Annotated in this window: 26 protein-coding genes; 10 read left to right on the top strand and 16 right to left on the bottom strand. The window is 60.6% G+C overall.

From position 1 onward, the window contains the following. Positions 1-93: 93 nt before the first annotated feature. The 4 genes from BOA8489_RS11315 to BOA8489_RS11330 all read right to left on the bottom strand — a co-directional run bounded on the left by BOA8489_RS11315 (position 94) and on the right by BOA8489_RS11330 (position 4113). The gene (locus BOA8489_RS11315; RefSeq protein WP_093974133.1) at positions 94-1095 is read right to left on the bottom strand and encodes an ABC transporter ATP-binding protein; all 1002 of its coding nucleotides are present in this window, start codon (positions 1093-1095) and stop codon (positions 94-96) included. After that, positions 1092-2075: an ABC transporter ATP-binding protein gene (locus BOA8489_RS11320; protein WP_093974134.1), complete on the bottom strand. Its 984-nt coding sequence runs from the start codon at positions 2073-2075 to the stop codon at positions 1092-1094. Before BOA8489_RS11320 ends, BOA8489_RS11315 begins: the two co-directional genes overlap by 4 nt. A gap of 87 nt (positions 2076-2162) precedes the next feature. Continuing rightward, a complete protein-coding gene (locus BOA8489_RS11325; protein WP_370807169.1) occupies positions 2163-3110 on the bottom strand; it encodes an ABC transporter permease in 948 nt (315 codons plus the stop codon). Positions 3111-3132: 22 nt separating this feature from the next. Further along, positions 3133-4113, bottom strand: coding sequence for an ABC transporter permease (locus tag BOA8489_RS11330; protein ID WP_093974136.1), 981 nt, complete (start codon positions 4111-4113; stop codon positions 3133-3135). 115 nt (positions 4114-4228) lie between these two features. On the opposite strand from BOA8489_RS11330, the gene BOA8489_RS11335 reads away from it, so the two are divergent. Next, complete coding sequence (locus BOA8489_RS11335) at positions 4229-4750, top strand: polysaccharide deacetylase family protein (protein WP_093974137.1); 522 nt, start codon at positions 4229-4231, stop codon at positions 4748-4750. On the opposite strand, the gene BOA8489_RS11340 is transcribed toward BOA8489_RS11335, so the two are convergent. Next, entirely contained in the window at positions 4751-6064 is a 1314-nt protein-coding gene (locus BOA8489_RS11340; protein WP_093974138.1) for a saccharopine dehydrogenase family protein, read from the bottom strand. A gap of 148 nt (positions 6065-6212) precedes the next feature. Here BOA8489_RS11340 and BOA8489_RS11345 point away from each other — a divergent pair, with 148 nt between their 5' ends. After that, positions 6213-7412, top strand: a complete 1200-nt coding sequence (locus tag BOA8489_RS11345) for a hypothetical protein (RefSeq protein ID WP_093974237.1) — start codon at positions 6213-6215, stop codon at positions 7410-7412. A gap of 18 nt (positions 7413-7430) precedes the next feature. Here the strand turns inward: BOA8489_RS11345 and BOA8489_RS11350 are convergent, their stop codons facing one another. The 5 genes from BOA8489_RS11350 to arsB form a co-directional block, all read right to left on the bottom strand. After that, positions 7431-7919, bottom strand: a complete 489-nt coding sequence (locus tag BOA8489_RS11350; protein WP_093974139.1) for a VOC family protein — start codon at positions 7917-7919, stop codon at positions 7431-7433. 90 nt (positions 7920-8009) lie between these two features. Then, entirely contained in the window at positions 8010-8600 is a 591-nt protein-coding gene (locus BOA8489_RS11355; protein WP_093974140.1) for an HAD family hydrolase, read from the bottom strand. After that, positions 8601-9596, bottom strand: coding sequence for an adenosine kinase (locus BOA8489_RS11360; protein WP_093974141.1), 996 nt, complete (start codon positions 9594-9596; stop codon positions 8601-8603). It abuts the gene before it with no gap. Then, a complete protein-coding gene (gene nth, locus BOA8489_RS11365; protein ID WP_093974142.1) occupies positions 9593-10237 on the bottom strand; it encodes an endonuclease III in 645 nt (214 codons plus the stop codon). The genes BOA8489_RS11360 and nth overlap by 4 nt, the downstream gene beginning before the upstream one ends. Positions 10238-10320: 83 nt before the next feature. Next, entirely contained in the window at positions 10321-11343 is a 1023-nt protein-coding gene (gene arsB, locus BOA8489_RS11370; protein WP_093974238.1) for an ACR3 family arsenite efflux transporter, read from the bottom strand. Positions 11344-11504: 161 nt separating this feature from the next. Here arsB and BOA8489_RS11375 point away from each other — a divergent pair, with 161 nt between their 5' ends. Both BOA8489_RS11375 and BOA8489_RS11380 read left to right on the top strand, forming a co-directional pair. Further along, positions 11505-12347 carry a methylated-DNA--[protein]-cysteine S-methyltransferase gene (locus BOA8489_RS11375; protein ID WP_093974143.1) on the top strand — a complete coding sequence of 281 codons (843 nt, stop codon included), beginning with the start codon at positions 11505-11507 and terminating at the stop codon, positions 12345-12347. A 112-nt stretch (positions 12348-12459) separates the two neighbouring features. Then, the gene (locus BOA8489_RS11380; protein ID WP_245813793.1) at positions 12460-13140 is read left to right on the top strand and encodes a YiaD family glycine zipper/OmpA-like lipoprotein; all 681 of its coding nucleotides are present in this window, start codon (positions 12460-12462) and stop codon (positions 13138-13140) included. A gap of 57 nt (positions 13141-13197) precedes the next feature. Here the strand turns inward: BOA8489_RS11380 and BOA8489_RS11385 are convergent, their stop codons facing one another. Continuing rightward, positions 13198-14358 carry an MFS transporter gene (locus BOA8489_RS11385; protein WP_141138279.1) on the bottom strand — a complete coding sequence of 387 codons (1161 nt, stop codon included), beginning with the start codon at positions 14356-14358 and terminating at the stop codon, positions 13198-13200. A gap of 130 nt (positions 14359-14488) precedes the next feature. Here BOA8489_RS11385 and BOA8489_RS11390 point away from each other — a divergent pair, with 130 nt between their 5' ends. Beyond that, a complete protein-coding gene (locus tag BOA8489_RS11390) occupies positions 14489-15259 on the top strand; it encodes a FadR/GntR family transcriptional regulator (protein WP_093974145.1) in 771 nt (256 codons plus the stop codon). A 99-nt stretch (positions 15260-15358) separates the two neighbouring features. Here BOA8489_RS11390 and mgrA read toward each other — a convergent pair whose 3' ends face one another. Next, positions 15359-16411 carry an L-glyceraldehyde 3-phosphate reductase gene (mgrA, locus tag BOA8489_RS11395; protein WP_093974240.1) on the bottom strand — a complete coding sequence of 351 codons (1053 nt, stop codon included), beginning with the start codon at positions 16409-16411 and terminating at the stop codon, positions 15359-15361. 245 nt (positions 16412-16656) lie between these two features. Between mgrA and ettA the strand changes: the two genes are divergently transcribed. After that, positions 16657-18312, top strand: a complete 1656-nt coding sequence (ettA, locus tag BOA8489_RS11400) for an energy-dependent translational throttle protein EttA (protein WP_093974146.1) — start codon at positions 16657-16659, stop codon at positions 18310-18312. A 484-nt stretch (positions 18313-18796) separates the two neighbouring features. Next, positions 18797-19003, top strand: coding sequence for a cold-shock protein (locus tag BOA8489_RS11405; protein WP_093974147.1), 207 nt, complete (start codon positions 18797-18799; stop codon positions 19001-19003). 57 nt (positions 19004-19060) lie between these two features. On the opposite strand, the gene BOA8489_RS11410 is transcribed toward BOA8489_RS11405, so the two are convergent. Further along, positions 19061-19528: a DUF2938 domain-containing protein gene (locus BOA8489_RS11410; protein ID WP_093974148.1), complete on the bottom strand. Its 468-nt coding sequence runs from the start codon at positions 19526-19528 to the stop codon at positions 19061-19063. A gap of 243 nt (positions 19529-19771) precedes the next feature. Here BOA8489_RS11410 and BOA8489_RS11415 point away from each other — a divergent pair, with 243 nt between their 5' ends. Continuing rightward, complete coding sequence (locus BOA8489_RS11415) at positions 19772-19978, top strand: cold-shock protein (RefSeq protein WP_093974149.1); 207 nt, start codon at positions 19772-19774, stop codon at positions 19976-19978. On the opposite strand, the gene BOA8489_RS11420 is transcribed toward BOA8489_RS11415, so the two are convergent. Together BOA8489_RS11420 and BOA8489_RS11425 are read right to left on the bottom strand one after the other, a co-directional pair. Further along, positions 19975-20502 carry a BrnA antitoxin family protein gene (locus BOA8489_RS11420; protein ID WP_245813795.1) on the bottom strand — a complete coding sequence of 176 codons (528 nt, stop codon included), beginning with the start codon at positions 20500-20502 and terminating at the stop codon, positions 19975-19977. The genes BOA8489_RS11415 and BOA8489_RS11420 overlap by 4 nt on opposite strands. 637 nt (positions 20503-21139) lie before the next feature. Beyond that, on the bottom strand, positions 21140-21334 hold the full coding sequence (locus BOA8489_RS11425) for a hypothetical protein (protein ID WP_093974151.1): 195 nt from the start codon (positions 21332-21334) through the stop codon (positions 21140-21142). Between the two features lie 210 nt (positions 21335-21544). Here BOA8489_RS11425 and BOA8489_RS11430 point away from each other — a divergent pair, with 210 nt between their 5' ends. Continuing rightward, positions 21545-21910: a hypothetical protein gene (locus BOA8489_RS11430; RefSeq protein ID WP_093974152.1), complete on the top strand. Its 366-nt coding sequence runs from the start codon at positions 21545-21547 to the stop codon at positions 21908-21910. Here the strand turns inward: BOA8489_RS11430 and BOA8489_RS11435 are convergent. Continuing rightward, entirely contained in the window at positions 21888-22526 is a 639-nt protein-coding gene (locus BOA8489_RS11435) for an ImuA family protein (RefSeq protein WP_093974153.1), read from the bottom strand. The two genes, BOA8489_RS11430 and BOA8489_RS11435, sit on opposite strands and share 23 nt — an antisense overlap. A 105-nt stretch (positions 22527-22631) precedes the next feature. Between BOA8489_RS11435 and BOA8489_RS11440 the strand changes: the two genes are divergently transcribed. After that, positions 22632-23678, top strand: a complete 1047-nt coding sequence (locus tag BOA8489_RS11440) for an aldo/keto reductase (protein WP_093974154.1) — start codon at positions 22632-22634, stop codon at positions 23676-23678. The last annotated feature ends 24 nt before the right edge of the window (positions 23679-23702 follow it).

Consider the following 23702-nt stretch of genomic DNA (forward strand, 5'->3'; position numbering starts at 1 on the left):
CATTAATACCACGGGGGAAGGCGACTGAAGGTCGACGGGGGGGCAGAGCCCCCCAGCCGCGACGCGCCAAAGGCGCGGCGCAACACCAATAAATCAGGCTGTAACGGAGTCCCGCATCCGCGCCAAAGCTTCCTCGGCGCGATGACAGGCCACACGCGCCCCATTCACATCGCGCAACTCAGGCCGCTCCTGCTTGCACAGAGGAATCGCCAAAGGACACCGCGGGTTGAACGCACAACCCGGTGGCGGATTGATCGGGTCCGGGATTTCGCCCTGCGGAGGCGCAACCTCGCGGCCGAATCCATCCATCTTCGGAGCCGCCGCCAAAAGCATCTGAGAATAAGGATGCGCCGGGCGAGTGAACAATGTCTCCGGATCCGCCTCCTCGACCAGACGCCCCAGATACAGAACGCCGATCTTGTCGGCCATATGCTGCACAACCGTCAGATCGTGACTGATGAACAGATAGGTCAGCCCGAATTCGTCCTTCAGATCGCTCATCAGGTTCAGAACCTGCGCTTGCACCGAAACATCCAAAGCACTCGTCGGCTCATCGCAAACGATCAGCTTCGGCTCGCTCGCCAAGGCGCGCGCAATGCAAATCCGCTGCCGCTGCCCACCGGAAAATTCATGCGGAAACTTGCCCGCATCTTCGGCCGACAAGCCGACCTGCTCCAAAAGCCTCTCCGACAACCCTTCCGTGTTGCCACCGCGCGCGGCCACCGGCTCGGCGATGATATCGCGCACCTTCCAGCGCGGATTCAACGACGCAAACGGATCCTGAAAGATCATCTGGATGTCCGACCGCACCAGATCGATCTTTTCGGCATCCGTCTCGCGCGACAGATCGATCCCGTTAACTTCGACCGACCCCGACGAGGGGGTTAACAGCCCCACGATCATCTTGCCAATGGTTGACTTGCCCGACCCGCTTTCGCCGACCAGTGCATAAACCTCGCGCTCGGGGATATCGAACGACACATCCGACACCGCCGTCAGCATGGCTTTCGGTTTGCGCTCGATCACCCGGTTCAGCCAGGGCTTGGAAACATCGAAAATCCGCGTGAGGTTCTTGACTGAAACCAGCGCCTTCATTCCGCGACCTCCACCTGCTCAACCGGGAACCAGCACGCCGCCCGCCCTTGATCCGCCGACAAATCCGGACCCGGATCGACCCGACAGGCCTCTTGCGCCTTCGGACAACGCGGATGAAACGCACAGCCCGCAGGCAATTTGCCCAATCGTGGCATCGATCCCGGAATTTGCCGCAAGCGCCGCTGCCCACGCGAGGCCAAAGGCGTCGAGCCCATCAACCCTTCGGTGTAAGGATGACGCGGACGCTGGACGACCTCGCGCACAGCGCCAAGCTCGGCCAATCGCCCGGCATACATCACCGCCACCCGGTCGGCAGCCTCGGCGATGACACCCATATCATGCGTGACCAACATCACCGCTGTGCCCCGATCGCGGCACAACCGCTTCAAAAGCGCGATGATCTGCGCCTGCACCGACACATCCAACGCCGTCGTCGGCTCGTCAGCGATAACCAGTGCAGGCTCGGCGCAAAGTGCCAGAGCGATCACCACCCGCTGCCGCATACCGCCGGAAAACTCGTGCGGATAACTGTCGATGCGACTGGCCGCCGCCGGAATCCCGACTTCGTCCAGGGCGGCAATCGACCGATCCCGCGCCTCGTCGGCCGAAATATCCAGATGCGCCAGCATCGTTTCCGTCAACTGGTCGCCAATCCGCAAAAGCGGGTTCAGAGACGTCAAAGGATCCTGAAAGACCATGCCGATCTCTTTGCCGCGAATTCGCCGCATCTGATCCCGGTTCAGATTGTCGATCCGCCGCCCCTTCAGCAAAATCTCACCGCCCGAGATCCGCGCAGGCCGGTCCAAAAGACCGATCACCGCGTTCCCGGTCATCGACTTGCCTGCTCCGCTTTCGCCAACGACACCCAGGATTTCCCCCTCCGTGATGTCGTAAGACACCCGATCCACAGGTTTCAGAACACCCGTGCGCGTGGGGATTTCGACGACAAGATCGCGGACGGACAAGACCGGTTCGGACAAGACTTCTTCCTTCAGGTTTCTACCCTTGTGTCCCGCGCGCTTCGGCAGATGTGAACCACACGGGAGGTTATCAAATCATGTGGCCAATCACTTCAGCCGCGGGTTCAGCGCATCGCGCAGCCAGTCGCCCAGCAGGTTCACCGCCAAAGCCAGCGTCAGCAAGGTCGCGGCAGGGTACAACAGGATCCACCACTCGCCCGAGAACAAAAAGCCCTGCCCGATGCGGATAAGCGTGCCCAAGGACGGCTGCGTCGGCGGCGCACCGACGCCAAGGAACGACAGCGTCGCCTCGGCGATGATCGCCAAGGCCAGCGAGATCGTCGCGATCACCAGAACCGGCGACAAGACATTCGGCAGGATGTGCCGCAGCATGATCGCCGGCGACGTGCGCCCGATCAGTCGCGCGGCCTGCACGTATTCCTTGTTGCGCTCGACCAGTGTCGCGCCGCGTACGACGCGCGCAAACTGCACCCAGTCCGACAGGCCGATCGCGATGATCAGCACCCAGATCGCCATCTGATCGCGGTATTCCACCGGCGTGAACCCCTTGGCCACACCGAAAATCAGCAAGGCCACAAGGATCGACGGAAACGTCAGCTGCACATCCGCAATCCGCATGATGATCGTCTCGGTCCAGCCCCCGACATAGCCCGCGATCAACCCAAGCGTCACCCCTAGGACCAGCGCGAAACTCACCGCTGCAAATCCGACGAACAGCGAAATCCGCATCCCGTAAAGGATCGTCGAAAACACATCGCGCCCCTGATCGTCGGTACCCAGAAAGAACGTCTCGCCGGTGAAGGCATTCGGCACGCCGGGTGCCGAAAAGCCGTTCATCAGGTTGAGGCTCGCTGGGTCGAACGGGTTATACGGTGCGATCAAAGGCGCGAACACTGCACTCAGAACCAGAATCACCGTCACCGCGAAACTGACCATCGCAACCGGAGAGGCGCGAAACTTCCAAAAGAAATCGCTCTCACGGAACCGCGCAATGCGCCCCTTTTCGGCCGCCTTTGCCGCTTCGATCACGTCCATATCGCTCATGCCGTCACCCCCATCAGTGTCCGCCTGCCCGGTCGGCCCGAAGCCGCGGGTCCACCCAGAAATACAGCAAATCCACAATCAGGTTGATGCCCACGAACATCACCGAAATCAGCATCAGATAGGCCGCCATCACCGGAATATCGACGAACTGAATCGCGTTGATGAACAGCAGGCCGACGCCCGGCCACTGGAAAACAGTCTCGGTGATGATCGCGAAAGCGATGATTGCCCCCAGCTGCAGACCCGTCACCGTGATTACCGGCACCATCGTGTTCTTCAGCGCATGACGGAAATTCACCGCCCGTTCCTTCAAGCCGCGTGCGCGCGCAAACCGGATGTAATCCTGCCGCAGCACTTCCAGCATCTCGGATCGCACAAGCCGCATGATCAGCGTCATCTGGTACAGCCCCAACGTGATCGACGGCAAGATCAGCGCTTTCAGTCCGCTTTCCGTCAAAAAGCCCGTCGTCCACCAGCCAAGGTCCACGACCTCCCCGCGCCCGAAACTCGGCAACATGTCCAGCTCGACAGAAAACAAATAGATCAACAGAATACCGATCAGGAAGGTCGGCAAACTGACCCCGATCAGCGACACTGACATGATGATGTTCGACGCCCAGCCATCCCGCCGGATCGCGGTGAAGACACCCAATCCGATCCCGATCGTCAGTGCCAGAATTCCTGACACCGCCGCCAGTTCAAGCGTCGCGGGCGCGCGCTCGGCGATGATCGTCGACACAGGGCGGCCCTGCCGGTAACTCACCCCGAAATTGCCCTGAACCGCAGTGCTGAGAAACTTGTAGTACTGCACCACGAACGGCTGATCCAACCCAAGCTCGATGCGCAAACGGTCGATGTCGGCCTGCGTGCGTTCCTGCCCCAGCATGTTGTCGATGGGATCGCCAACAAAGCGGAACATGGAGAAGGCAACAAGTCCGACCACAAGCAGGACGAGGATCGACTGCGCAACGCGCCGGATGATGTAAGCAAGCATGTGACCACTCTTTGACGTTTGCGCCGCCACGGTCAAGATCGCGTAAGCGTGCTTTGCCCCGTGAACAGCACATTTGTTAGGCTCTTTTCAACGATTAACGCCCAGGAGCCCGCCCATGACCCGCCTCGTCCTCGTTCTTGCCCTGTTTCTGACCGCCAACCCGCTCTGCGCGCAAGATAACAGCCCCGACATGACACCCGGCCGGCTGCTGGACATCTTGCTGGCCCTCGACCCCGATACGCAACCCTCGGGCAGCGGCGTTGAACTCACGATTGAGGACGTGCCCATTCTGGTCATTGTCGATCCGGTTGCCGACCGGATGCGTGCGATGGTGCCGATCCGCGCGGTCGAGGGCATGTCCGCCGAAGACCTCGAACGCGTCATGCAGGCCAACTTCGATACGGCACTCGATGCGCGCTATGCGGTCGCCAACGGGCGGCTGTGGGGCGTCTACATCCACCCGCTTTCGCCCCTGCGCCGCGATCAACTGATCTCGGGCCTTGGCCAGACCGTCAATCTGGCGCTGACCTATGGCGGCCTTTTCACGGGGGGCGCCCTCAGCTTTGGTGGCGGCGACAGCGTGCCACTTCAACGGGAACTAATCGACCGGCTACTGGAAAAAGGTCAGGACATCTGATCATGCACCACGCCCCGCGATGATTTCAAAACTCAAGCCCGCGTGCGCTGTGATCCGCGCCAGCAAAAGCGGACCCATCGCCGAGGCAGGCGTCCAGAAACCGCCGCCGACGGCGATCTCGTCCTCGGCCAGACACAGCGCCGCCTCCGTCAGCATCATCGTTGTCGAGCGCACACCCGGATCGCCCTGCCCGGTGATCCGCTGCTTCAAGACCGTTCCGTCGCGCAATGTTCCCACCTGAATGATCTCATAAGACCCGGACTCGCGAACCTCCTTGCTTGGCCCTTCGCCCGATTTCGGCAGCACATGGCGTTCCAGCAATCCACGCGTCGCGGGAATGGCCATCGCGATCAGAAACAACTTTCCGAAAAGCGTCTTGCGCATCGCCGCCAGCCAACCACCGACACCTCCCCGGCTCAATGCGGTCTCGGTGTACCGAAAGTCGCGGCCGTAGGGGTAACCCATGACCGCGTTGCTGCGCCGCACGACCTTGGAGTTCATTGGCCCCATGAAATAGGGATAAGCCCAGGCCTGCAAATCCGCGTCCCATGTGACCTCTAAGGGCATCATGCGATCCGGCCCGTCCGGACCTTCCCTCTCGCCGGTCGGGCACAGCGCATAAGGGTCCGCTGACAGATGGTCAAAATCAGGGTCCGTCTCGCGCAGCCGCATCGCGTTCAGAAAACTGCCCGCCGTCCCGCCACTGAAGCCGCCCTTCATGCGCGTCACCCGGGTGGTGATGCGACGGCACGGCTGACCACAATGATCCAGCGCCTTCGCCTGCAAAAGCTGCACGCCAAGATCGGACGGAATCGAGTCATGCCCGCAGGCATGCACGATCCGCGCCCCCGTTTCACGCGCTTGGTCCTGATGCGTATCGATCATTTCCCGCATCCATTGCGGCTCGCCCGTCAGATCACAGTAATGCGTGCCATTGGCCACACAGGCGGCCACGAGCGCGCTGCCATAAACAGCAAAGGGACCAACCGTGGACACGACCACCCGCGTCTGCGCGCTCATCTCATCCATGAATGCTGTGTCGAAACTGTCGCCAACCAGTATCGCGATTTCCCCGGCCCGACCGGCCAAGCCGTCACGTACATGCTCCAGTTTCCCGCGGTTTCGCCCGCCAATCGCCAAAGCAACCCCGCTCTCTGCGCAGCGTCGCGCCAAATGATGCGCCGCACGCCGCCCCGTGGCCCCGGTCGCTCCCCACAAAACGATATCGTACGTCCGCTTTGCCACTACGCCCTGCCCTGATGACGGTGTCTGTCTGGTGTCATGGTCTGCTCCCGAGAAGCGTCCAAATCCCATGCAAACCGTCCTACACCGTTATAAAACGGCCCCTTTTGAGCAAAATCAATCGTGCGACCACCCCTTAATACTGCCTTTAAGAAATTGCTTGAACGTCGTTCACAATTCGCGTATCAATTTTATGAACATCGTTCAAGGAGCCCGAATCATGACTCATGTGATCAATACCAACCAACTCCTTGCCGAAGGTCTTCTGAACGAAGCCCAGGCAACCGAAATTGCCCGGCGCTCGCGCGACACCATGCTGGCGCTGGTCGTAAATATCGTCCTTACCGCCGGCATCATCGCCGCCTCGTTCGGCTTTGTGTTCTGGATCGCCGACCCGTTTGGGGTCGCACTGCTTGGCGCCGCTTTCCTCGCGGCAGGCGTCGCGGTTCTCGCCAAGGCCGACGCGCTTTATCGCCTGCTCGGCCACGCCGGCGCGCTGATCGGATCGGGCATGCTATTTGCAGGCGGCGCGATCGAGCTTTTGACCAATTACCCCGACAGCGCCAGCCCCATCCTCATCGCCGGAGGCGCGCTTTTCGCGGCCACCGCCGCATGGGCCTACCGCGCGGCCCCCAAGGCTCTGCGCTTTTCAACCGGAGCGATCACACTCTCTGGTATCGCCCTGCACCTCCTTGGCCTTGGTCTCGAACTCAATGACATGTCCGGCCTGCCGATCGCCGGGCTTTATTTCTATGCCGCGGCCCTGATCGCCGCTGCGGGCGTCTTCGTGAATGTGCGCTTCGTCACAGCGCTTGCCATCGTGCCTTTCGCCCAGATGCTCGACACGGGAACCGCCTATTTCCACGCGGCCTATGGGTTCTATTCGCCTGAACCGACGCTGACGATTCTGCAAATGGGCGCGCTTGTCGCCATCGGTGCATGGGCTATGACCCAGACCTCTGACCGCTTTGGTCGCCATGCAGGCATCCTTGCGATCATGGCAGCCGTGGTCGGCAACCTCGCATTCCTCGTCGGCTCGCTCTGGGGAGACGAAGTCACCAGCAGCTTTTTCCGCTTCGATGCTCCCAATTACGCGGATTACAACGACTGGAGCGCCTATCAGGCCGCAATGAAGCTTTGGAAATCCCAGTTCTTCCACATCTCCGAGCACGTCTTCTCGGTCGTCTGGGCTGCTCTCCTGATCGCGGGCGCATGGCTTGCCGCCGCCACCCACCGCCGTGGACTGTTCAACGCTTCGATCACCTTCCTCGGCATCCATGCCTACACACAGGTGTTCGAAACCTTCTCGGACGAACCCATGGTCTATGCCCTCGGCGGCCTCGCCGCGATCCCGGCAGCCTGGGGCCTGTGGCGGCTGAACCAGAAGATGTTCGCTGAACCTGAAACCGCAAAACCCTGACCCCGCGCGGGATCGGATCTAAAGGGCCGCCCCTCGCCGGGCGGCCTCGATCTTTGCGACGTCAATCTTCTTCATCTGCATCATTGCATCGAACGCGCGCTTCGCTTCCGCCCCGCCTGCCGACATCGCTTCGATCAATACGCGCGGCGTAATCTGCCAGGATAGGCCCCACTTGTCCCTGCACCAGCCGCACATGCTTTCCGCACCACCATTGCCGACGATGGCGTCCCAATAGCGGCCCGTCTCTTCCTGAGTGTCCGTCGAAATCTGAAACGAAAACGCCTCGCCATGCTGAAAGTGAGGCCCGCCATTCACCCCGATACAAGGCATACCAAGCACCGTGAACTCGACGACAAGAACATCGCCCGCCTTGCCCGACGGATTGTCACTTGGCGCGCGCTGAACTTGACCGACGCTGCTGTCGGGAAAGGTCGCCGCATAGAATTGCGCCGCCGCTTCCGCGTCATGTCCAAGCATCAGGCAAAGTCTGGCTTGTGGGATCGTCATGGGCACACTCCTAGGGCTGGAAATATCCCCCAACGCAATACCAAGCCCGCCTTTCAGTCAACAAATCCGAAGCCCGGAAACGATCCGGAATCACAAAAGGCGCAACGCCTCCAATTCCGCGCGCAGCGCGTCCGCGCCAGTGAAATGCAAAGCCTGCCAGCCTGCTTCCCGCGCGCCGTCGACGTTCTTGGGACTGTCATCAATGAACAGACACTCTCCCGGCACCAGATCATTTCGCGCCGTCAGAACCTCATAAATCCGGCGATCCGGCTTGATCAGCTTTTCATGCCCCGAAACCACCACATCTTCAAAAGCATCACGCAACTCGGCATGCACATCGTTGGCCACCGGCCAGGTCTCGGCACCCCAGTTCGTCAAACCGAACACCCGATGCCCCCGCGCCTTCAGGTCGTTCAAAACTTCCCAGCTACCTTCGACCTTGTGCTGAATAGTGTCAGCGAACCGCTCGAAAATCCGATCAAGCAGTTCAGCATGTTCGGGCGCTGCGGCCAAAGCATCGGCCCGCGACCGCCCCCGATCCTGCTCGGCATTCCACGCATAAAACCCGACGTCGCTAAAAAAACGATCAATCTCGGCGACATCCGCAAAAACATCCCGAAAGGCCGCGTGCTCGTCCCATTGGATCAACACATTGCCGATATCGAAAACGATATGAATCACTCAGACCAACCCGTCCGAACGGAAAATCTCGAACAAGTCCGCCTCGGGCCGCGCCCCGATGTGGCTGATCACCTCGGAAGCCGCCGCGCACCCCATTCGCCCGCATAAATCCAGAGGATAGCCCTTCGAATACGCCCAAAGGAACGCCCCCGCAAAAGCATCGCCCGCCCCGGTCGCATCCTGAATTTTCACCGGTTTAGCTGGCGCGTGCCAGCGCTGCCCCCCGGCCAGAATATGCGCGCCCTTCTCGCTTTCGGTGCAGGCCACGATCTCGATCTCTTCGGCCGCCGCCGCCAGAGCCGCCTCGAAATCGTCTGTCTCGTACATCGAACATATCTCGTCCCGGTTCGCGAACAGCAGATCCACATGGTCCCGCAACATCTCGCGAAACGCATCCCGGTGGCGCTCCACACAGAACGGATCCGACAGCGTCAAGGACACCTTGCCGCCGGCCCCCTTGGTCGCCTCGATCGCCTTGGCAAAAGCAGCGTGGCTTTCGGGTCCGTCAAACCGGTATCCCTCAAGATAGATCATCGCCGCATCCGCCATCTGAGCGGGATCAATATCGTCCGGCGACAGAAACTCGGTCACGCCCAGATAGGTGTTCATCGACCGCTCGCCGTCCGGCGTGACCAACACAATGCAGCGCCCGGTTTCGGCCTTCTGCTTTGCAGTCGCCAAAGCGGTTTCGTAGACCGCCCCCTGCGCGCGCAGATCATGCGCGAAAATCGCGCCCAACTGGTCGTCCTTCACCTTGCCCACATAGGCGGTCGATCCACCCAAAGACGCGACAACCGCAATCGTGTTCGCAGCCGACCCGCCCGACACCTCGCGCGCAGGCCCGACCCGGCCATAAAGGTCCACCGCGCGCTCCATGTCGATCAACTGCATGATGCCCTTTTCGACACCCACTTCCCCAAGGAAATCATCCTTGCACCGCGCCAATACATCGACCATCGCGTTGCCGATCCCGACCACGTCAAACCGCTTCGTCATTCCGTCTTATCCTCAAACTGACACAGATCGCGTATCAGGCACGCGTTGCATTTGGGTTTACGCGCCACACAGGTGTAACGCCCATGCAAGATCATCCAGTGATGTGCATGATGTTGAAATTCCACAGGAATGTGATCCTCAATCGCTCTTTCGACCGCATCCACATCCTTGCCCGGAGCAATCCCAGACCGGTTGCCGAGCCTGAAAATATGCGTGTCGACCGCCTGCGCGGGATGGCCGAACCACATGTTCAAGACCACGTTTGCCGTCTTGCGCCCCACCCCCGGCAATGACTGCAAGGCCGCCCGCGACGACGGCACCACGCTGCCAAACTCATCCACCAGCTTCTGGCTAAGCTTGATGACGTTCTTCGCCTTGTTGCGAAACAAACCGATCGTCTTGACGTGCTCGATCACGCCTTCCTCGCCCAGCGCCAACATTTTCTCGGGCGTATCGGCAACCGCAAACAATCCCCGCGTTGCCTTGTTTACGCCTGCGTCCGTCGCCTGAGCCGACAAAGCGACAGCCACCACCAGCGTAAAGGCATTGGTATGCTCCAACTCTCCCTTCGGCTCGGGCTCTGCGATCTGAAACCGCGAAAAGATCTCGTGGATCACCGGGTATGGAAGCTGTTTTGCCATGACACGAGATTTTGGCGGATCAATGGCCGGGCGACAAGGCGTTTGTCGCAGCTGCGCCGGATCGGCGGATCGCCATCCCCGTCCTAAGTCGAGTTCCGGCGCTCAAAGCGCCCCCGCGTGCGATTGGCAAACGCGACAAGCGACAGCATCACAGGCACCTCGACCAGAACCCCGACCACCGTCGCCAGCGCGGCCCCCGAATTCAGACCGAACAGACTAATGGCCACCGCCACCGCCAACTCGAAAAAGTTCGACGTTCCGATAAGCGCACAAGGGGCCGCGATCTTGTGCGGCACGCGCCAGATGAACGCCGCCGCATAGGCCAGCGCGAAAATCCCGTAGGACTGGATAAGTATCGGCACCGCAATCAGCAAGATGACCTGCGGGCGATCCAGAATGACCTGCCCCTGAAGACCGAACAGGATCACCACAGTCGCAATAAGCCCGACAACCGACCACGGCTTGATCCGTTCGCGAAAAGCCTCGATCCGCGCCTCGGACCCCAAAAGATGTCGCGTCCAGACCCCCGCTGCAAGCGGCAGGGCAACGAACAGAACGACGGACAAAAGCAGCGTCCCCCAAGGCACGACTATATCCGTAACCCCCAAAAGCAGCGCAACAATTGGCGCGAAGGCAAACACCATGACCACATCGTTCACCGAGACCTGCAAAAGCGTATAGCCTTCGTCGCCGCGCGTCAGTTGCGACCAGACAAACACCATCGCCGTGCAGGGCGCTGCCCCCAGCAGAATAAGTCCCGCGATGTATTGCTGCGCGTCCTGCGGAGAGATGAAATCCGCAAAAACGACCTCGAAAAACAACACCCCCAGACCCGCCATGGTAAAAGGCTTGATCAGCCAGTTCACCAACAGCGTGATCGCCAGACCCTTCGGCTGCTTCACCGCATTCCTCAGACTGCCCGGATCGACACCCACCATCATCGGGTAGACCATCGCCCAGATCAGCACCGCGACCACAAGGTTGACACTTGCCACCTCGGCCATTGCGATCGCCTCGACCAGCGACGGGGCGGTACTTCCAATAAGCACACCGCCCGCCATGGCCAGCGCGATCCACAGGGAAAGATATCGTTCGAAAATGTTCATGCCCCGTGGCATAAAAGCCCGCGCCAGCGAAGTCGACAAAAACCTCCGCACCGGCAACAGCACCCCAGAAACCCGCGCCGCTCGCAAGTTTTTCCCGCAATATCCGGGTCGCGCCACCCCGCGCCTTTGCCTACATTGACCGACAAGCAAAGGACGCACCCATGACCGACCAAGACACCGGCTATCACTACCAGCTTATGCGCCGCGCGATTGACCTGATCGACGCAGGCGGCCGCGACCTGTCGCTGGAAGACCTCGCGGGCGAAATGCACATGTCGCCCGCGCACTTCCAGCGCATCTTCTCGCGCTGGGCCGGGGTGTCTCCTAAACGCTACCAGCAATGGCTGATGCTGGATCACGCCAAAGACCTGCTGGCCACGCGCCACACAACCTTGGAGACCGCCGACGCCGTGGGCCTCTCCGGCTCGGGCCGCCTGCACGATCTGTTTCTGCGCTGGGAAGCCATGAGCCCCGGCGACTACGCCAAAGCCGGCGCAGACCTAAACATCCTCTGGGGCTGGTTCGAAAGCCCCTTCGGCCCGGCCCTGATCATGGGCACGGACAAAGGCATCTGCGGCATCGGCTTTTCCGCTGAAATGGGGCGCGAGGCCACCATGACCGACCTCATGCGCCGCTGGCCCAATGCCACCTTCACCGAAGACCCTGCGGCCATCGCCCCCTTCGCAGTTCAGGCCTTCCCACGCGAAGGCTCCAACCGCGAACCGGCACAGCTTTACCTCATCGGAGCGCCCTTCCAGATCAAAGTCTGGGAAGCTTTGATGCGCATCCCCACAGGTCACGTCACCACCTATTCCGACATCGCCAAAACCATCGGCAATCCCAAAGCCGTGCGCGCCGTCGGCACTGCGGTGGGCCGCAATCCGGTTTCATGGCTCATCCCCTGTCACCGCGCGCTGCGTAAATCGGGTGGGCTGGGCGGCTATCATTGGGGCTTGCCCGTCAAGCGCGCCATGCTCGCCTTCGAGACCGCCGAAACCGCCTGATATCCGATAACACACGCGCGCGATTGCCTATCACCGCAGCCGTAGGCATATCTTCGCGCATCGCCGCTTCCGCATCATCCAGTATGGTGTATAGCGGCATTGGAGATGTGAAATGACCAAAGGATTTGTCATGGGATACATGAAAAAACCCGCCATCGTGGCAGCCGCCAGCCTTCTGGCACTGACCGCCTGTAACGACCCAAGCCAGTTCCCCGGAACGGACGGCGACCGCACCCGTCAGGGCGCACTTGCAGGCGCTGCCGTTGGCGCGATTCTCGGCGGAACCCGCGAAAGCGGCAGCGACCGCCTTCGTAACGCAGCCGTTGGCGCAGCCATCGGCGCCGGTGCCGGAGCCCTCATCGGCTCGACGCTGGATGCACAGGCACGCGAACTGGAACAGGACTTCGACAACGGCCAGATCGACGTGATCAACACCGGCAGCGAACTGATCGTGCGTATGCCCGAAGCCATCCTGTTTGCCACCGACAGCGCCTCGCTGAACGGCGCGCTGCGCTCGGACCTGTTTGTTCTGGCCGACAGCCTGAACAAATACCCACAGTCCATCGTGACCGTCGTCGGCCACACCGACAACACCGGCACCGCAGCCTATAACCAGGGCCTCAGCGAACGCCGCGCCTTTGCCGTGGCTGACACGCTGCGCGCTGGTGGTGTGTCCGGCAGCCGTATCCGCACCATCGGTGCCGGTGAAAGCCAGCCGATCGCGACGAACCAGACAGCCTCGGGCCGTTCCCAGAACCGTCGGGTCGACATCACGATCACGCCGACAAACTAAGAACACCTCATAAACCGAGCAGTAAAACGGCGGTGCGCATCACGCGTGCCGCCGTTTTCACATCGCCAACCGCGCCGCTGCGCGCCGGAACAACACCAGCGTCACCAGGCAGATCACCAGCATCACTGCGCCCAGTATAAACGCCACACCTGCCTCACCCGACCGCTCGGCCATGCCGCCAGCAATGGCTGGCGCTACCATCATCAGCGCATAATACACCGTGAAAAAGGCCCCCATCCCAAAGGACCGCGCCCCGGGTGCCAGAACCTGAGACGGCAACGTCATGATCAACCCGGCTCCCAGTCCGAACACGAACCCGCCTACCGCAAAGACAACGGTCAAAGCGCCCGTCGGCACCATCAACCCGCCCAGCAAAGCGATGATGCCACCGACCAAGCTGGCCCCGATCAATAGATCCCGCCGCCCCGACCAATCCGACAAAATACCCCCCACCGGCACCGCAACGCCAACGCCAGTGATAAAGACCGACGTGATCGCGCTTGCCGTCACGATATCAAGCCCGCGCGCATCCAGCAGAAGCGGTCCAAAAGCAAAAACCATCGCCAAAGCCGCATTGTAGAACGCCCAGATCGCAGCCGCCATCGACAACGCGAAAACCGGGAACCTCGCCACCTGAACCTCGCTCGGCCCCTCCGCCGCACCCGGCGGCACACGGTATAGCAACACGAATAGAAAAAGCGCCAACGCCACAACACCAACAACAAACCACGACGCCACCGCCAGCCCACCCATCGACGCCAAAAACGGCAGGATCAAAAGCGCCAGAGCAATCCCCGCAGGCCAAGAAGCGATAAAAACCCCCATCGCCGTGCCGATCTCGCGCCCCAGAAACCAGTCCACCAGCAGCTTGGTCATCACCACGTTGATCACAACGCCCCCGACCCCGGCCAGAACGCGCCCGACCACCGCCGCCTCCCAGGACTGCGCAAGCAACGACAAGACCGCTCCGATCAGCATCAGCACCAGACTGATTCCGACCACCCGCTTGTCCCCGAACCGCGCGGCAAACGTGCCGCCCGGAATCGCCACCAAAATCCCCGGCCCCAGATACAGACCGATCAGAATGCCGATATCCGCAACCGTCAGCGCCAGACTATCCGCCACAAACGGCGACAAGGCCGCCACCGACTGATACTGAAACGCCATTACCGTGCGCGCGAAAAACAGCACGAACAAAATCACCCAGCGATTGATCATCGGACCGCCCCCGTCGTTCGCCGTCACAAAGCCAGAGTTTGCCGACCCAGATCAATACCTATCGTGTCACCGCCTCCCTTGCAGCCCAGCGCGCACGGCCCTACCTTCGCCTCGAACAGTGAGTACACCCATGCCCTTCGAACGCATCGAACCCGAAAAACTCTCCCACGCCGTCATTGGTCAGATCGAAGGCCTGATCCTGCGCGGCATCCTGCGCCCCGGTGAACGCCTGCCGTCGGAACGCGAACTGGCCGACCGCCTCGGCGTCTCCCGGCCCTCGCTGCGCGAAGCCATCGCCTCACTTCAGGACAGCGGCCTCCTCGTCGCGCGGGCAAACTCGGGCATTTTCGTCGCCGACGTCCTCGGCTCGGCGTTTTCCCCGGCCCTCACGCGCCTGTTCTCAAGCCACCCCGAGGCCGTCTTCGACGCCATCGACTTTCGCCGCGACATGGAAGGCCTCGCCGCTCACCGCGCCGCGCGCCTTGCCTCCGACACCGACCTCGCCGTCGTCGATACGATTCTCAAGAAAATGGAAGCCGCCCACGAAAAACGCGACGCCAAGGCCGAAGCCAGCCTCGACGCCGACTTCCACCTCGCCATCATCGAGGCAAGCCACAACATCGTGCTCCTGCACATGATGCGCTCGATGTATGACCTCCTGCAAACCGGCGTGTTCTACAACCGCCAGATCATCTTCGAGTTGCGCACCACCCGCACCGCCCTCCTCGACCAGCACCGCGCGATCAACACGGCCCTTCAAAAGCGCGACCCCGACGCCGCCCGCGACGCCGTTCAGGCCCACCTCGACTTCGTGCGCGCCTCGCTCACCGACAAACTGCGCGCCGAAGAAAACGAGCGCATCGCCAAAAAGCGTCTCGACCACGAACAGCGCCGCCAGTAGGCCACACCTGGCCGACAGCCCTGCCTTCTTCTGTTCCTAAATATCCAAATCCAACCAGTCCCCCGCGTGCAAACGCTGAAAGGCCTGGTTAGAAGATGCCTAGACCTCTTCCGAAGAGCGCGCCCAAAGGTTCACACCCTCTTCAAAACAAAGCGCATCAATCGCCGCCAATTCGTCGTCGGTAAACGCCGCCGCGCCCAATGCTCCGACACAATCCTCAATCTGAGACACCTTCGAAGCTCCGATCAACGCCGACGTCACACGCCCTCCACGCAAGACCCACGCCAACGCCATCTGCGCCAGAGACTGCCCCCGCGCCGCCGCAATATCATTCAACCCATTCAACCGCTTGACCGCCTCATCGCTCAACAAATCCTTGTCCAACGACTTACCCTGCGCAGCGCGACTGTCCTGTGGAACACCCTTCAGATACTTGTTCGTCAAAAGCCCCTGCGCCAAAGGCGTAAACGCTATCGACCCCGCCCCGACATCGTCCAGCGTGTCCAACAACCCGTCCCGCTCGACCCAGCGGTTCAGCATCGAATAAGACGGCTGATGAATGACAAACGGCGTGCCCAAAGCCTTCAGGATCGCCGCCGCCTCCCGGCTGCGCTCAGAATTATAGGACGAAATCCCGGCATAAAGCGCCTTGCCGGACCGCACGATCTGATCCAGCGCCCCCATCGTTTCTTCCAGCGGTGTCTCGGGATCATACCGATGCGAATAAAAGATATCGACATACTCCAGCCCCATCCGCTTCAAGGACTGGTCACAAGACGCGATCATGAATTTCCGACTGCCAAACTCGCCGTAAGGCCCGTCCCACTGCTTGTATCCCGCCTTCGACGAAATAATCAGCTCATCGCGATACCCCGCAAAATCCGTTGCAAGTATCTCGCCAAACGCCGTTTCCGCCGAGCCCGGAGGGGGCCCATAATTGTTTGCCAGATCAAAATGCGTGATCCCGTTGTCAAACGCCGCCCGACACAAGGCCCGCTTCAGCTCATGCGGCGTGTCGTCCCCGAAATTATGCCAAAGCCCCAGCGAAATCGCCGGCAGCTTCAACCCCGACCGACCCAGTCGACGGTATTCCATCGTGTCATAACGTGAATTGCTGGGCGTATAGCGGGGTGTGGGATAAGGTCTGGTCATGAAAGGCATAGCGTCCCGACCAGCCGCAAATGTCAACTCTTTGTCAAACTCACTACCTTTAAGTCACCGGAGCGCACGCCAGAACATAGCCTTCCCACACAGATCCCGGCTGCCCGGTCACCGCACCCCGCGCTTCTTCTGTTCAAAAATATCCAACTCCTCCGGCCAACGGACGCGCAACCCGTTGCACCTGCGCGCATGCGCCGTTAAACCCCTGATGCTCCACCAACACCGAAGGGTTCCTCATGGCCGCGTATCAATATGTCTACCACATGGACGGCGTTTCCAAAGCCTACCCCGGTGGCAAGAAACTCTTTGAAAACATCCGCCTCAGCTTCCTGCCCGGCGTGAAAATCGGGGTCGTCGGCACCAATGGCGCGGGTAAATCGACGCTCATGCGCATCATGGCCGGAATCGACAAGGACTTCACCGGCGAAGCCTGGGCCGCCGAAGGCGCGCGTGTCGGCTATCTTCCGCAGGAACCCCACCTCGTCGAAAGCCTGAACGTGCGTGAAAACGTCATGCTCGGCGTCGCGGCCAAAAAGGCCAAACTCGACCGCTTCAACGAACTGGCGATGAACTACTCGGATGAAACCGCCGACGAAATGGCCGCTCTTCAGGACGATATCGACAGCAACAACCTCTGGGACCTCGACAGCCAGATCGACGTCGCCATGGAGGCCTTGCGCTGCCCGCCCGATGACGCAGATGTATCGACCCTCTCGGGCGGTGAAGCCCGCCGCGTCGCGCTCTGCAAGCTTCTGCTTGAAGCGCCCGATATGCTCCTCCTCGACGAACCCACCAACCACCTCGACGCCGAAACCATCGCCTGGCTGCAACAGCACCTGATGGACTACAAAGGCACCATCCTGATCGTCACCCACGACCGCTATTTCCTCGACGACATCACAAGCTGGATCCTCGAATTGGACCGTGGCCGTGGCATTCCTTACGAAGGCAACTACTCAGCCTGGCTCGAACAAAAAGCCAAACGCCTTGCCCAGGAAGCCCGCGAAGACAAATCCCGCCAGAAAACGCTGGAACGCGAACTTGACTGGATCCGGCAGGGCGCCAAAGCCCGTCAGGCCAAGCAAAAGGCCCGGATCAACGCCTACAACGACCTCGCCAACCAGTCCGAACGCGAAAAACTCGCCCGCGCCCAGATCATCATCCCGAACGGCCAGCGTCTTGGCTCGAAAGTTATCGAAGTCAACGACCTGAAAAAAGCCATGGGCGACAAACTTCTGGTCGAAAACCTCTCGTTCAGCCTGCCCCCCGGCGGCATTGTCGGAGTGATCGGCCCCAACGGTGCAGGTAAAACCACGCTGTTCCGCATGCTGACCGGTCAGGAACAACCCGATGGCGGCACCGTGGAATACGGCGACACCGTCGACCTTTCCTATGTCGACCAATCCCGCGATGCGCTCGACGCCAACGCTACTGTCTGGGAGGAAATCTCCTCAGGCGGCGAGATCATCCAACTGGGTGACGCGCAAATGAACTCCCGCGCTTACTGCTCGGCCTTCAACTTCAAAGGCGGCGATCAGCAGAAAAAGGTCGGCAGCCTCTCGGGCGGCGAACGCAACCGCGTCCACATGGCAAAACTTCTGAAGACCGGTGGCAATGTGCTTCTCCTCGATGAACCTACGAACGACCTTGATGTGGAAACGTTAAGAGCGCTTGAAGATGCGCTGGTCGATTTCGCAGGCTGCGCCGTCGTCATCTCCCACGACCGCTTCTTCCTTGACCGCATCTGCACGCACATCCTGGCCTTCGAGGGCGAAGCCCACGTCGAATGGTTCGAAGGCAACTTCGAAGATTATGAGGAAGATAAAAAACGCCGCCTCGGCCCCGACGCGCTTGAACCCAAACGGATCAAGCACAAGAAATTCACAAGGTAATCCACCCAAGACACCAGCGCAGGATCAACAAACTCAGACTTGCGCAACACGGGACGCCTCCAACCGGCGAAGCTCTCAGCAAACAAACGTGCCAGTTGGAGGCCATGTTCACGGCTCCGGTTGATGGCAAGATCGGCGACCACGCTACGCGGCCGGTCCAAGATCACGGCCGTCCTTCGCCAGCCCGATACCTGACACACCAAGCGCCTTTTCCAGCTCCACCTCGCTCCAGGCAACGCCTCGCCCAGAAACCCGGATAAATCTCCGAACCAGCTCACAGCCGCCCCGGTCCCGCCAGCACACCGGGGTCAACCCTCACGAATTTCCTTGCAATTTCACCGCACACCCGCCATATGCCCCCCAGCGACGTTATTCTATTTCGACCACTGTCTTCCCTAATACGGCTTTCAGTCTTTCGATCCAGACCAACTAAGCCGGGTCACCGCAATCTCGTGGGTGGCACATACTATTAGGAGACAACACGATGGCTAATGGCACCGTGAAATGGTTCAACTCTACAAAAGGCTTCGGCTTTATCGCACCTGAAACAGGTGGCAAGGACGTTTTCGTCCACATTTCAGCAGTCGAGCGTTCCGGCCTTACAGGCCTGGCTGACGACCAGAAAGTTACCTACGACATCGAAGCTGGCCGTGACGGCCGCGAGTCGGCGGTAAACCTCTCGCTCGCATAAGCGAAGCTAGCAAAACTTCGGGACGGGTGTTCGCAGCCGTCCCACCAAGAACCCGGCCTAAACGGCCAAAGCAACCCCCCACATTCCAAGACCGAACACCGTATGCGCCAGCAGACCAAGTCCGCGCGCGCGCCATGGTGCGTCCGTCTTCGATGCTGCCCAGCCCAAGCCAAGACCCGGCTGAAGCAAGAACCACCCAAACCCGATCGTCAAAAGTGAAAACACCCAAACAGCCGGGAAGGTCGGCGCATTCAGCCAGTCAGCGCCCGCCAAGGCGATGAACGCCAAACCATAGATCGCGCCCACAAGGTAATGAAACGCCCAGCCGATGCGCGCTTCGCCCGGCAACTCGGCCACATCCCCGATCGAGTCGTGAAACACCCGCCCGCGCGACGCTTCCACGACCCAACGTCCCACAGCGCCCCAGTTCGGGCGTGCGATGCCGAAGAACCGCTCCAGCAAAATCGCCCAGACATCCATCGCGACCGTGCCCGCGACTCCCATCAAAACACCGATACCCAGCATATCACCTCCTGATCAGACACGCCTTTGTGTCACGCACGGACAGACACGGCAATCGCCCGACCAAAACCAGCCGCACGGCTTGGGCAAAAAATCTTGCGTCACGGCGCAAAATCTGGATGATCACAAGCGCTATTCTTTAACTCGACCCACTGTCTCCAACTACGGCCACAGTTTCGAACTCCAAGACCCTGGCCACAGCCGTCGCATCCCGCGGACGGCCACTACTAGACGGAGACCTCACGCATGGCCACTGGCACCGTGAAATGGTTCAATACCACCAAAGGCTACGGCTTCATCGCGCCAGATGCAGGCGGAAAAGACGTATTTGTTCACATCAGCGCGGTTGAGCGCTCGGGGCTGACCGGCCTCGCCGACGACCAAAAGGTCAGTTATGAACTCGCCTCCGGCCGTGATGGCCGCGAGAACGCTGAAAACATTTCCCTGCTCTAATCTGATGCGCTGGCGTCCGGGGGTTTGCCCCCGGTCGCCTCATCCCCTGACGTGCGCGCGATGACCGAAAGACCGTCGCGCAGACCCTCGTTGTAGGCCCAGTTTTCGGCCAGGGTCTTGCCACCGGCCATCACGTCGTCCGGTTCGCGATCTTCAAGCCACGCGATGCCATCCGCCTCAAGCTGCTCCAAAAGATCACGATACATTCCGGACTTTTCGGCAATTTTCATCTGCATCCACGTTTCCAGAATCCGGTTGATCCGCCCCTGATACCCCGCGCCCATCGCCCGGTACATCTTGACCACCGCTTCATCCAGATACAGCGACACTTTCTTTTTCGGCGCGGCTGTTTCCATGTCCAGCTCCAGCGTCAGCCACGCCTCCGGCACCTCGCGCCGGGCTTCCTCCAGAAAATTGTTGCTCTCGTTGCTGGCATAAAACAGCAGTTGATGGAAACGCGCCTCGGCCATGCGGCGGGTTTTGGTTCCGGTCCTTTTGGACGTCCAGATGACAGGCGGGGACATGGGCATGCACTCTCAGTTTTATCGACACGCAAGCAGCATCGCACGGCGAAGTTAAGCGTCAAAAAACACACAGAACGGTCGCACCGACGTGATACCGACGTTGAACCGACGTGACACAGACGTTGCCCTTTCACCCCGGTCTTTCGACCTGCCGGAAGGGGCAAGAAAATGCTGAAAACCCATATATTCCATACATTTAAATTCCCTTATCCCTTGCGTTTCCAGCGGCTTGAAGCGCGACCTGAATGTGACGGCGGTCCGCCTGAACACCCCACTTCCACCGCTTTAATCCCGCCGCCGCGATCCCGGTCCGCCGGTCGCTGCGGCATTCCCCAAGTCAGGGTCTATCCCCATCAAAGTTCTGTCGGCTCACGGCGTTTTTCGGCGACTGGCAGAAACGCCAGTGCCCATCGGCAAGCCTCCGCTGCCGGGACACGAACCCGGCGAAGTCTCAGCCGAACCACGCTGAAAACATCGCTTCATTCCGGCGGGAACTAAATGCATTTGCATCCGCTCCGGGCCGCACCCTCCCTACCGCACCGCTTTCATGGTCCCCCGACTCGATCGCCTTCGCGGCCCCGCAAAACAAGGCCACTCCGGCAGATACGATCCACCCCAACTTTCACGCCAGGGTGGGTCAGGGGACGGCGCGAACGCCAATCCGAATGGCGTCAATGCAGGCGGCAATATCCACGGCATCACCAATTCCCTCGGCAAGGGTGGCGACCGCCCAAACACCGACGGAATACGCGGTCAGGCCATCGAGCTTGAAACGATGCACGGAGGCAGTGGCATCAAGAGTCGCAATGCCGACTGACTGGCGCGGAAGCACTCAGGGTGCGTCCGTTCCGCGTCTCCACTTCGTGTTAAGAAAACCGTGGTATCGCGTTTGCTCGCTGTCTCGCCTTGGCTTTCGTGCACCCGGCAAGGATGTCACATATCGACGACGCGCCATTTTGGCGGGCTTCCCCCGAATCGGAAGTCGTGTCTATCGTGGTGGTCGAGCAGATAAAAACGTCGCAACGAATTGCGGGCTAAAGCATTGATTAATAAACTTTTTCCATTCGCCCTGGCGGCTCTGGCAGTGATCCTTGCCGCCATTTTCGGACTTTCCCAGTCATTGGGAGCGCACCCCTTTTGGTCCACCCAGATTGCCCTGATCGGCGCCCCCCTCGGTGCCGTTCTTGCGCTTGTCCTGCGCTTTGCGACGCAGTTTCGGTGGACAGCCGCGCTTGCGGCCTTGGTCCTGACAGGCATAGCGTTCGCAATGGCCAGCATGGGTAAATCGCGCTTCGCCGCGTCTTATGCCGAGGACGTGCAGGCCGGTCAGCTTTGGTATTTTGGCTGGATCGCCGTCGCGCTTTTCACCACGACCACGCTCGCGCTCATCTGGCCAAAGCGTCGCTGACAGGGCCGTCGGTCAGCGCGAAGCCTTCCTTCAACCCCTTGATGTAGAACCTCTTCTCCGGCGAAGTCCGCGCCCGCACGCGGTCCAGAACCCAGGCTTCGGCCTTGGTATCCACGTGTGCTGCGCGCATCGACCAGCGGGTCTCCACCCCCGGCGCCCCGCCCTTGTCCGGCGTCAACAACAGCCCCAAAGGCGGCGCAGCCGACAATTCCGCCCCCGTCTCGGCCGCCAGATGCAAGCGCCGCACAGCCGTCAGTCCCGGCGGCCCCGGCAAGTCCGCCACGATCAAGGGAATAACCCCTGCCCTCAACGCTTCTTCCGTGCACCACAGCAAATCCTCGGGCCGTTTCGGCGTCGCCATAATGATCCGTCCGGGATCGACAAACCGCATGAAACCTTCAGGATTGAGCCGCCCCGGCGCCCACGACGGCCTTATCCAAAGGATGTTGCCCACCATCGCCTGCCCCACCGCAAACGCCATCGTGCGCCGCGCGTTGCCGCAAATCTCATGCGCCCGCCCCCGCTCGAACGTCACGTCTTCCAGCACCTTCACAGCAGGCGCTTTGGGGCCACGATGGCTCTGACGGGTCAGAAGATGGGAAACAGCAGCAGGCATACCCCGCTTTTATCATGTTCGCCTTTTGTTCTCAATCCCCCGCTTCGCCTTGCCAATCCCTGTTCAAACGCTATCCCTTTCCCTAACACGAAGGAGATTTCCAATATGAACCGAATCCAACTCGGCCGCACCGGCATCGAGGTCAGCGACTATTGCCTCGGCACCATGACCTTCGGCACACAAACCCCCGAATCCGACGCTCACACCCAGATCGACATGGCGCTCGACGCCGGCATCGACTTTCTCGATACGGCGGAAATGTATCCCGTGAACCCGGTCCGTGCAGAGACCGTCGGCGTCACCGAAACGATCATCGGCAATTGGGTCGCCAAATCCGGCAAGCGCGACAAGATGGTCATCGCCACCAAACACTCGGGCGAAAACAGCCGCTTCGTGCGGCACGGTCAGGATATATCGGCCGCCACCGTACGCGAGACCCTCGAAAGCTCACTGAAGCGCCTGCAGACCGACTACGTCGACCTCTACCAGTTCCACTGGCCCAACCGCGGCTCGTTCATGTTCCGCCAGAACTGGGACTTCGACCCCCGCAAACAGCCCGCGCAAAACGCAATCCTCGACAACATGGCCGAAACCATGGACGTCCTGAATGACCTCGTAAAAGAGGGAAAAATGCGCGCCTTTGGCCTGTCCAACGACAGCGCATGGGGCACGATGAACTGGCTCAACGCCGCTGCCAAAATCGACGGCCCGCGCGTTGCCACAATGCAGAACGAATATTCGCTGCTCTGCCGCCTCTACGACACCGACATGGCCGAACTCAGCCACCACGAAGACGTCACGCTTCTGGCGTTCTCGCCACTGGCCTGTGGCTTCCTCACCGGCAAGTACCGCGGCGGCAACATCCCCGCAGGCTCACGCATGGCGATCAACGAATCGGTCGGCGGCCGCAACAGCCCCCGCGTGGCCGAAGCCGTCGAAATCTACGCCGCAATCGCCGAAAAATTCAACATCGACCTCACGCACATGGCGCTGCAATGGTGCCGCACGCGGCCCTTCCCGACGATCCCGATCTTCGGCGCAACCACCACAGACCAACTGGCCCATATCCTCAAGGCGCCCTCGGTCACGCTGCCCGACGACCTGCTAGCTGAGGTATCCAAGGCACACCGCAGCTACCCGATGCCCTATTAACCACGACCCGTGTTGCCGGGCCTC

The organism is Boseongicola aestuarii (assembly GCF_900184815.1).
In the GTDB taxonomy this organism is placed as follows: domain Bacteria; phylum Pseudomonadota; class Alphaproteobacteria; order Rhodobacterales; family Rhodobacteraceae; genus Boseongicola; species Boseongicola aestuarii.

Coding starts and splice junctions, on each gene's coding strand:
- BOA8489_RS11315 (WP_093974133.1), bottom strand. CDS start 1,095: ATGAAGGCGCTGGTTTCAGTCAAGAACCTCACGCGGATTTTCGATGTT.
- BOA8489_RS11325 (WP_370807169.1), bottom strand. CDS start 3,110: ATGGACGTGATCGAAGCGGCAAAGGCGGCCGAAAAGGGGCGCATTGCG.
- BOA8489_RS11330 (WP_093974136.1), bottom strand. CDS start 4,113: ATGCTTGCTTACATCATCCGGCGCGTTGCGCAGTCGATCCTCGTCCTG.
- BOA8489_RS11335 (WP_093974137.1), top strand. CDS start 4,229: ATGACCCGCCTCGTCCTCGTTCTTGCCCTGTTTCTGACCGCCAACCCG.
- BOA8489_RS11340 (WP_093974138.1), bottom strand. CDS start 6,064: ATGGGATTTGGACGCTTCTCGGGAGCAGACCATGACACCAGACAGACA.
- BOA8489_RS11345 (WP_093974237.1), top strand. CDS start 6,213: ATGACTCATGTGATCAATACCAACCAACTCCTTGCCGAAGGTCTTCTG.
- BOA8489_RS11350 (WP_093974139.1), bottom strand. CDS start 7,919: ATGACGATCCCACAAGCCAGACTTTGCCTGATGCTTGGACATGACGCG.
- BOA8489_RS11360 (WP_093974141.1), bottom strand. CDS start 9,596: ATGACGAAGCGGTTTGACGTGGTCGGGATCGGCAACGCGATGGTCGAT.
- nth (WP_093974142.1), bottom strand. CDS start 10,237: ATGGCAAAACAGCTTCCATACCCGGTGATCCACGAGATCTTTTCGCGG.
- arsB (WP_093974238.1), bottom strand. CDS start 11,343: ATGAACATTTTCGAACGATATCTTTCCCTGTGGATCGCGCTGGCCATG.
- BOA8489_RS11375 (WP_093974143.1), top strand. CDS start 11,505: ATGACCGACCAAGACACCGGCTATCACTACCAGCTTATGCGCCGCGCG.
- BOA8489_RS11380 (WP_245813793.1), top strand. CDS start 12,460: ATGACCAAAGGATTTGTCATGGGATACATGAAAAAACCCGCCATCGTG.
- BOA8489_RS11385 (WP_141138279.1), bottom strand. CDS start 14,358: ATGATCAATCGCTGGGTGATTTTGTTCGTGCTGTTTTTCGCGCGCACG.
- BOA8489_RS11390 (WP_093974145.1), top strand. CDS start 14,489: ATGCCCTTCGAACGCATCGAACCCGAAAAACTCTCCCACGCCGTCATT.
- mgrA (WP_093974240.1), bottom strand. CDS start 16,411: ATGACCAGACCTTATCCCACACCCCGCTATACGCCCAGCAATTCACGT.
- ettA (WP_093974146.1), top strand. CDS start 16,657: ATGGCCGCGTATCAATATGTCTACCACATGGACGGCGTTTCCAAAGCC.
- BOA8489_RS11405 (WP_093974147.1), top strand. CDS start 18,797: ATGGCTAATGGCACCGTGAAATGGTTCAACTCTACAAAAGGCTTCGGC.
- BOA8489_RS11410 (WP_093974148.1), bottom strand. CDS start 19,528: ATGCTGGGTATCGGTGTTTTGATGGGAGTCGCGGGCACGGTCGCGATG.
- BOA8489_RS11415 (WP_093974149.1), top strand. CDS start 19,772: ATGGCCACTGGCACCGTGAAATGGTTCAATACCACCAAAGGCTACGGC.
- BOA8489_RS11420 (WP_245813795.1), bottom strand. CDS start 20,502: ATGTCCCCGCCTGTCATCTGGACGTCCAAAAGGACCGGAACCAAAACC.
- BOA8489_RS11435 (WP_093974153.1), bottom strand. CDS start 22,526: ATGCCTGCTGCTGTTTCCCATCTTCTGACCCGTCAGAGCCATCGTGGC.
- BOA8489_RS11440 (WP_093974154.1), top strand. CDS start 22,632: ATGAACCGAATCCAACTCGGCCGCACCGGCATCGAGGTCAGCGACTAT.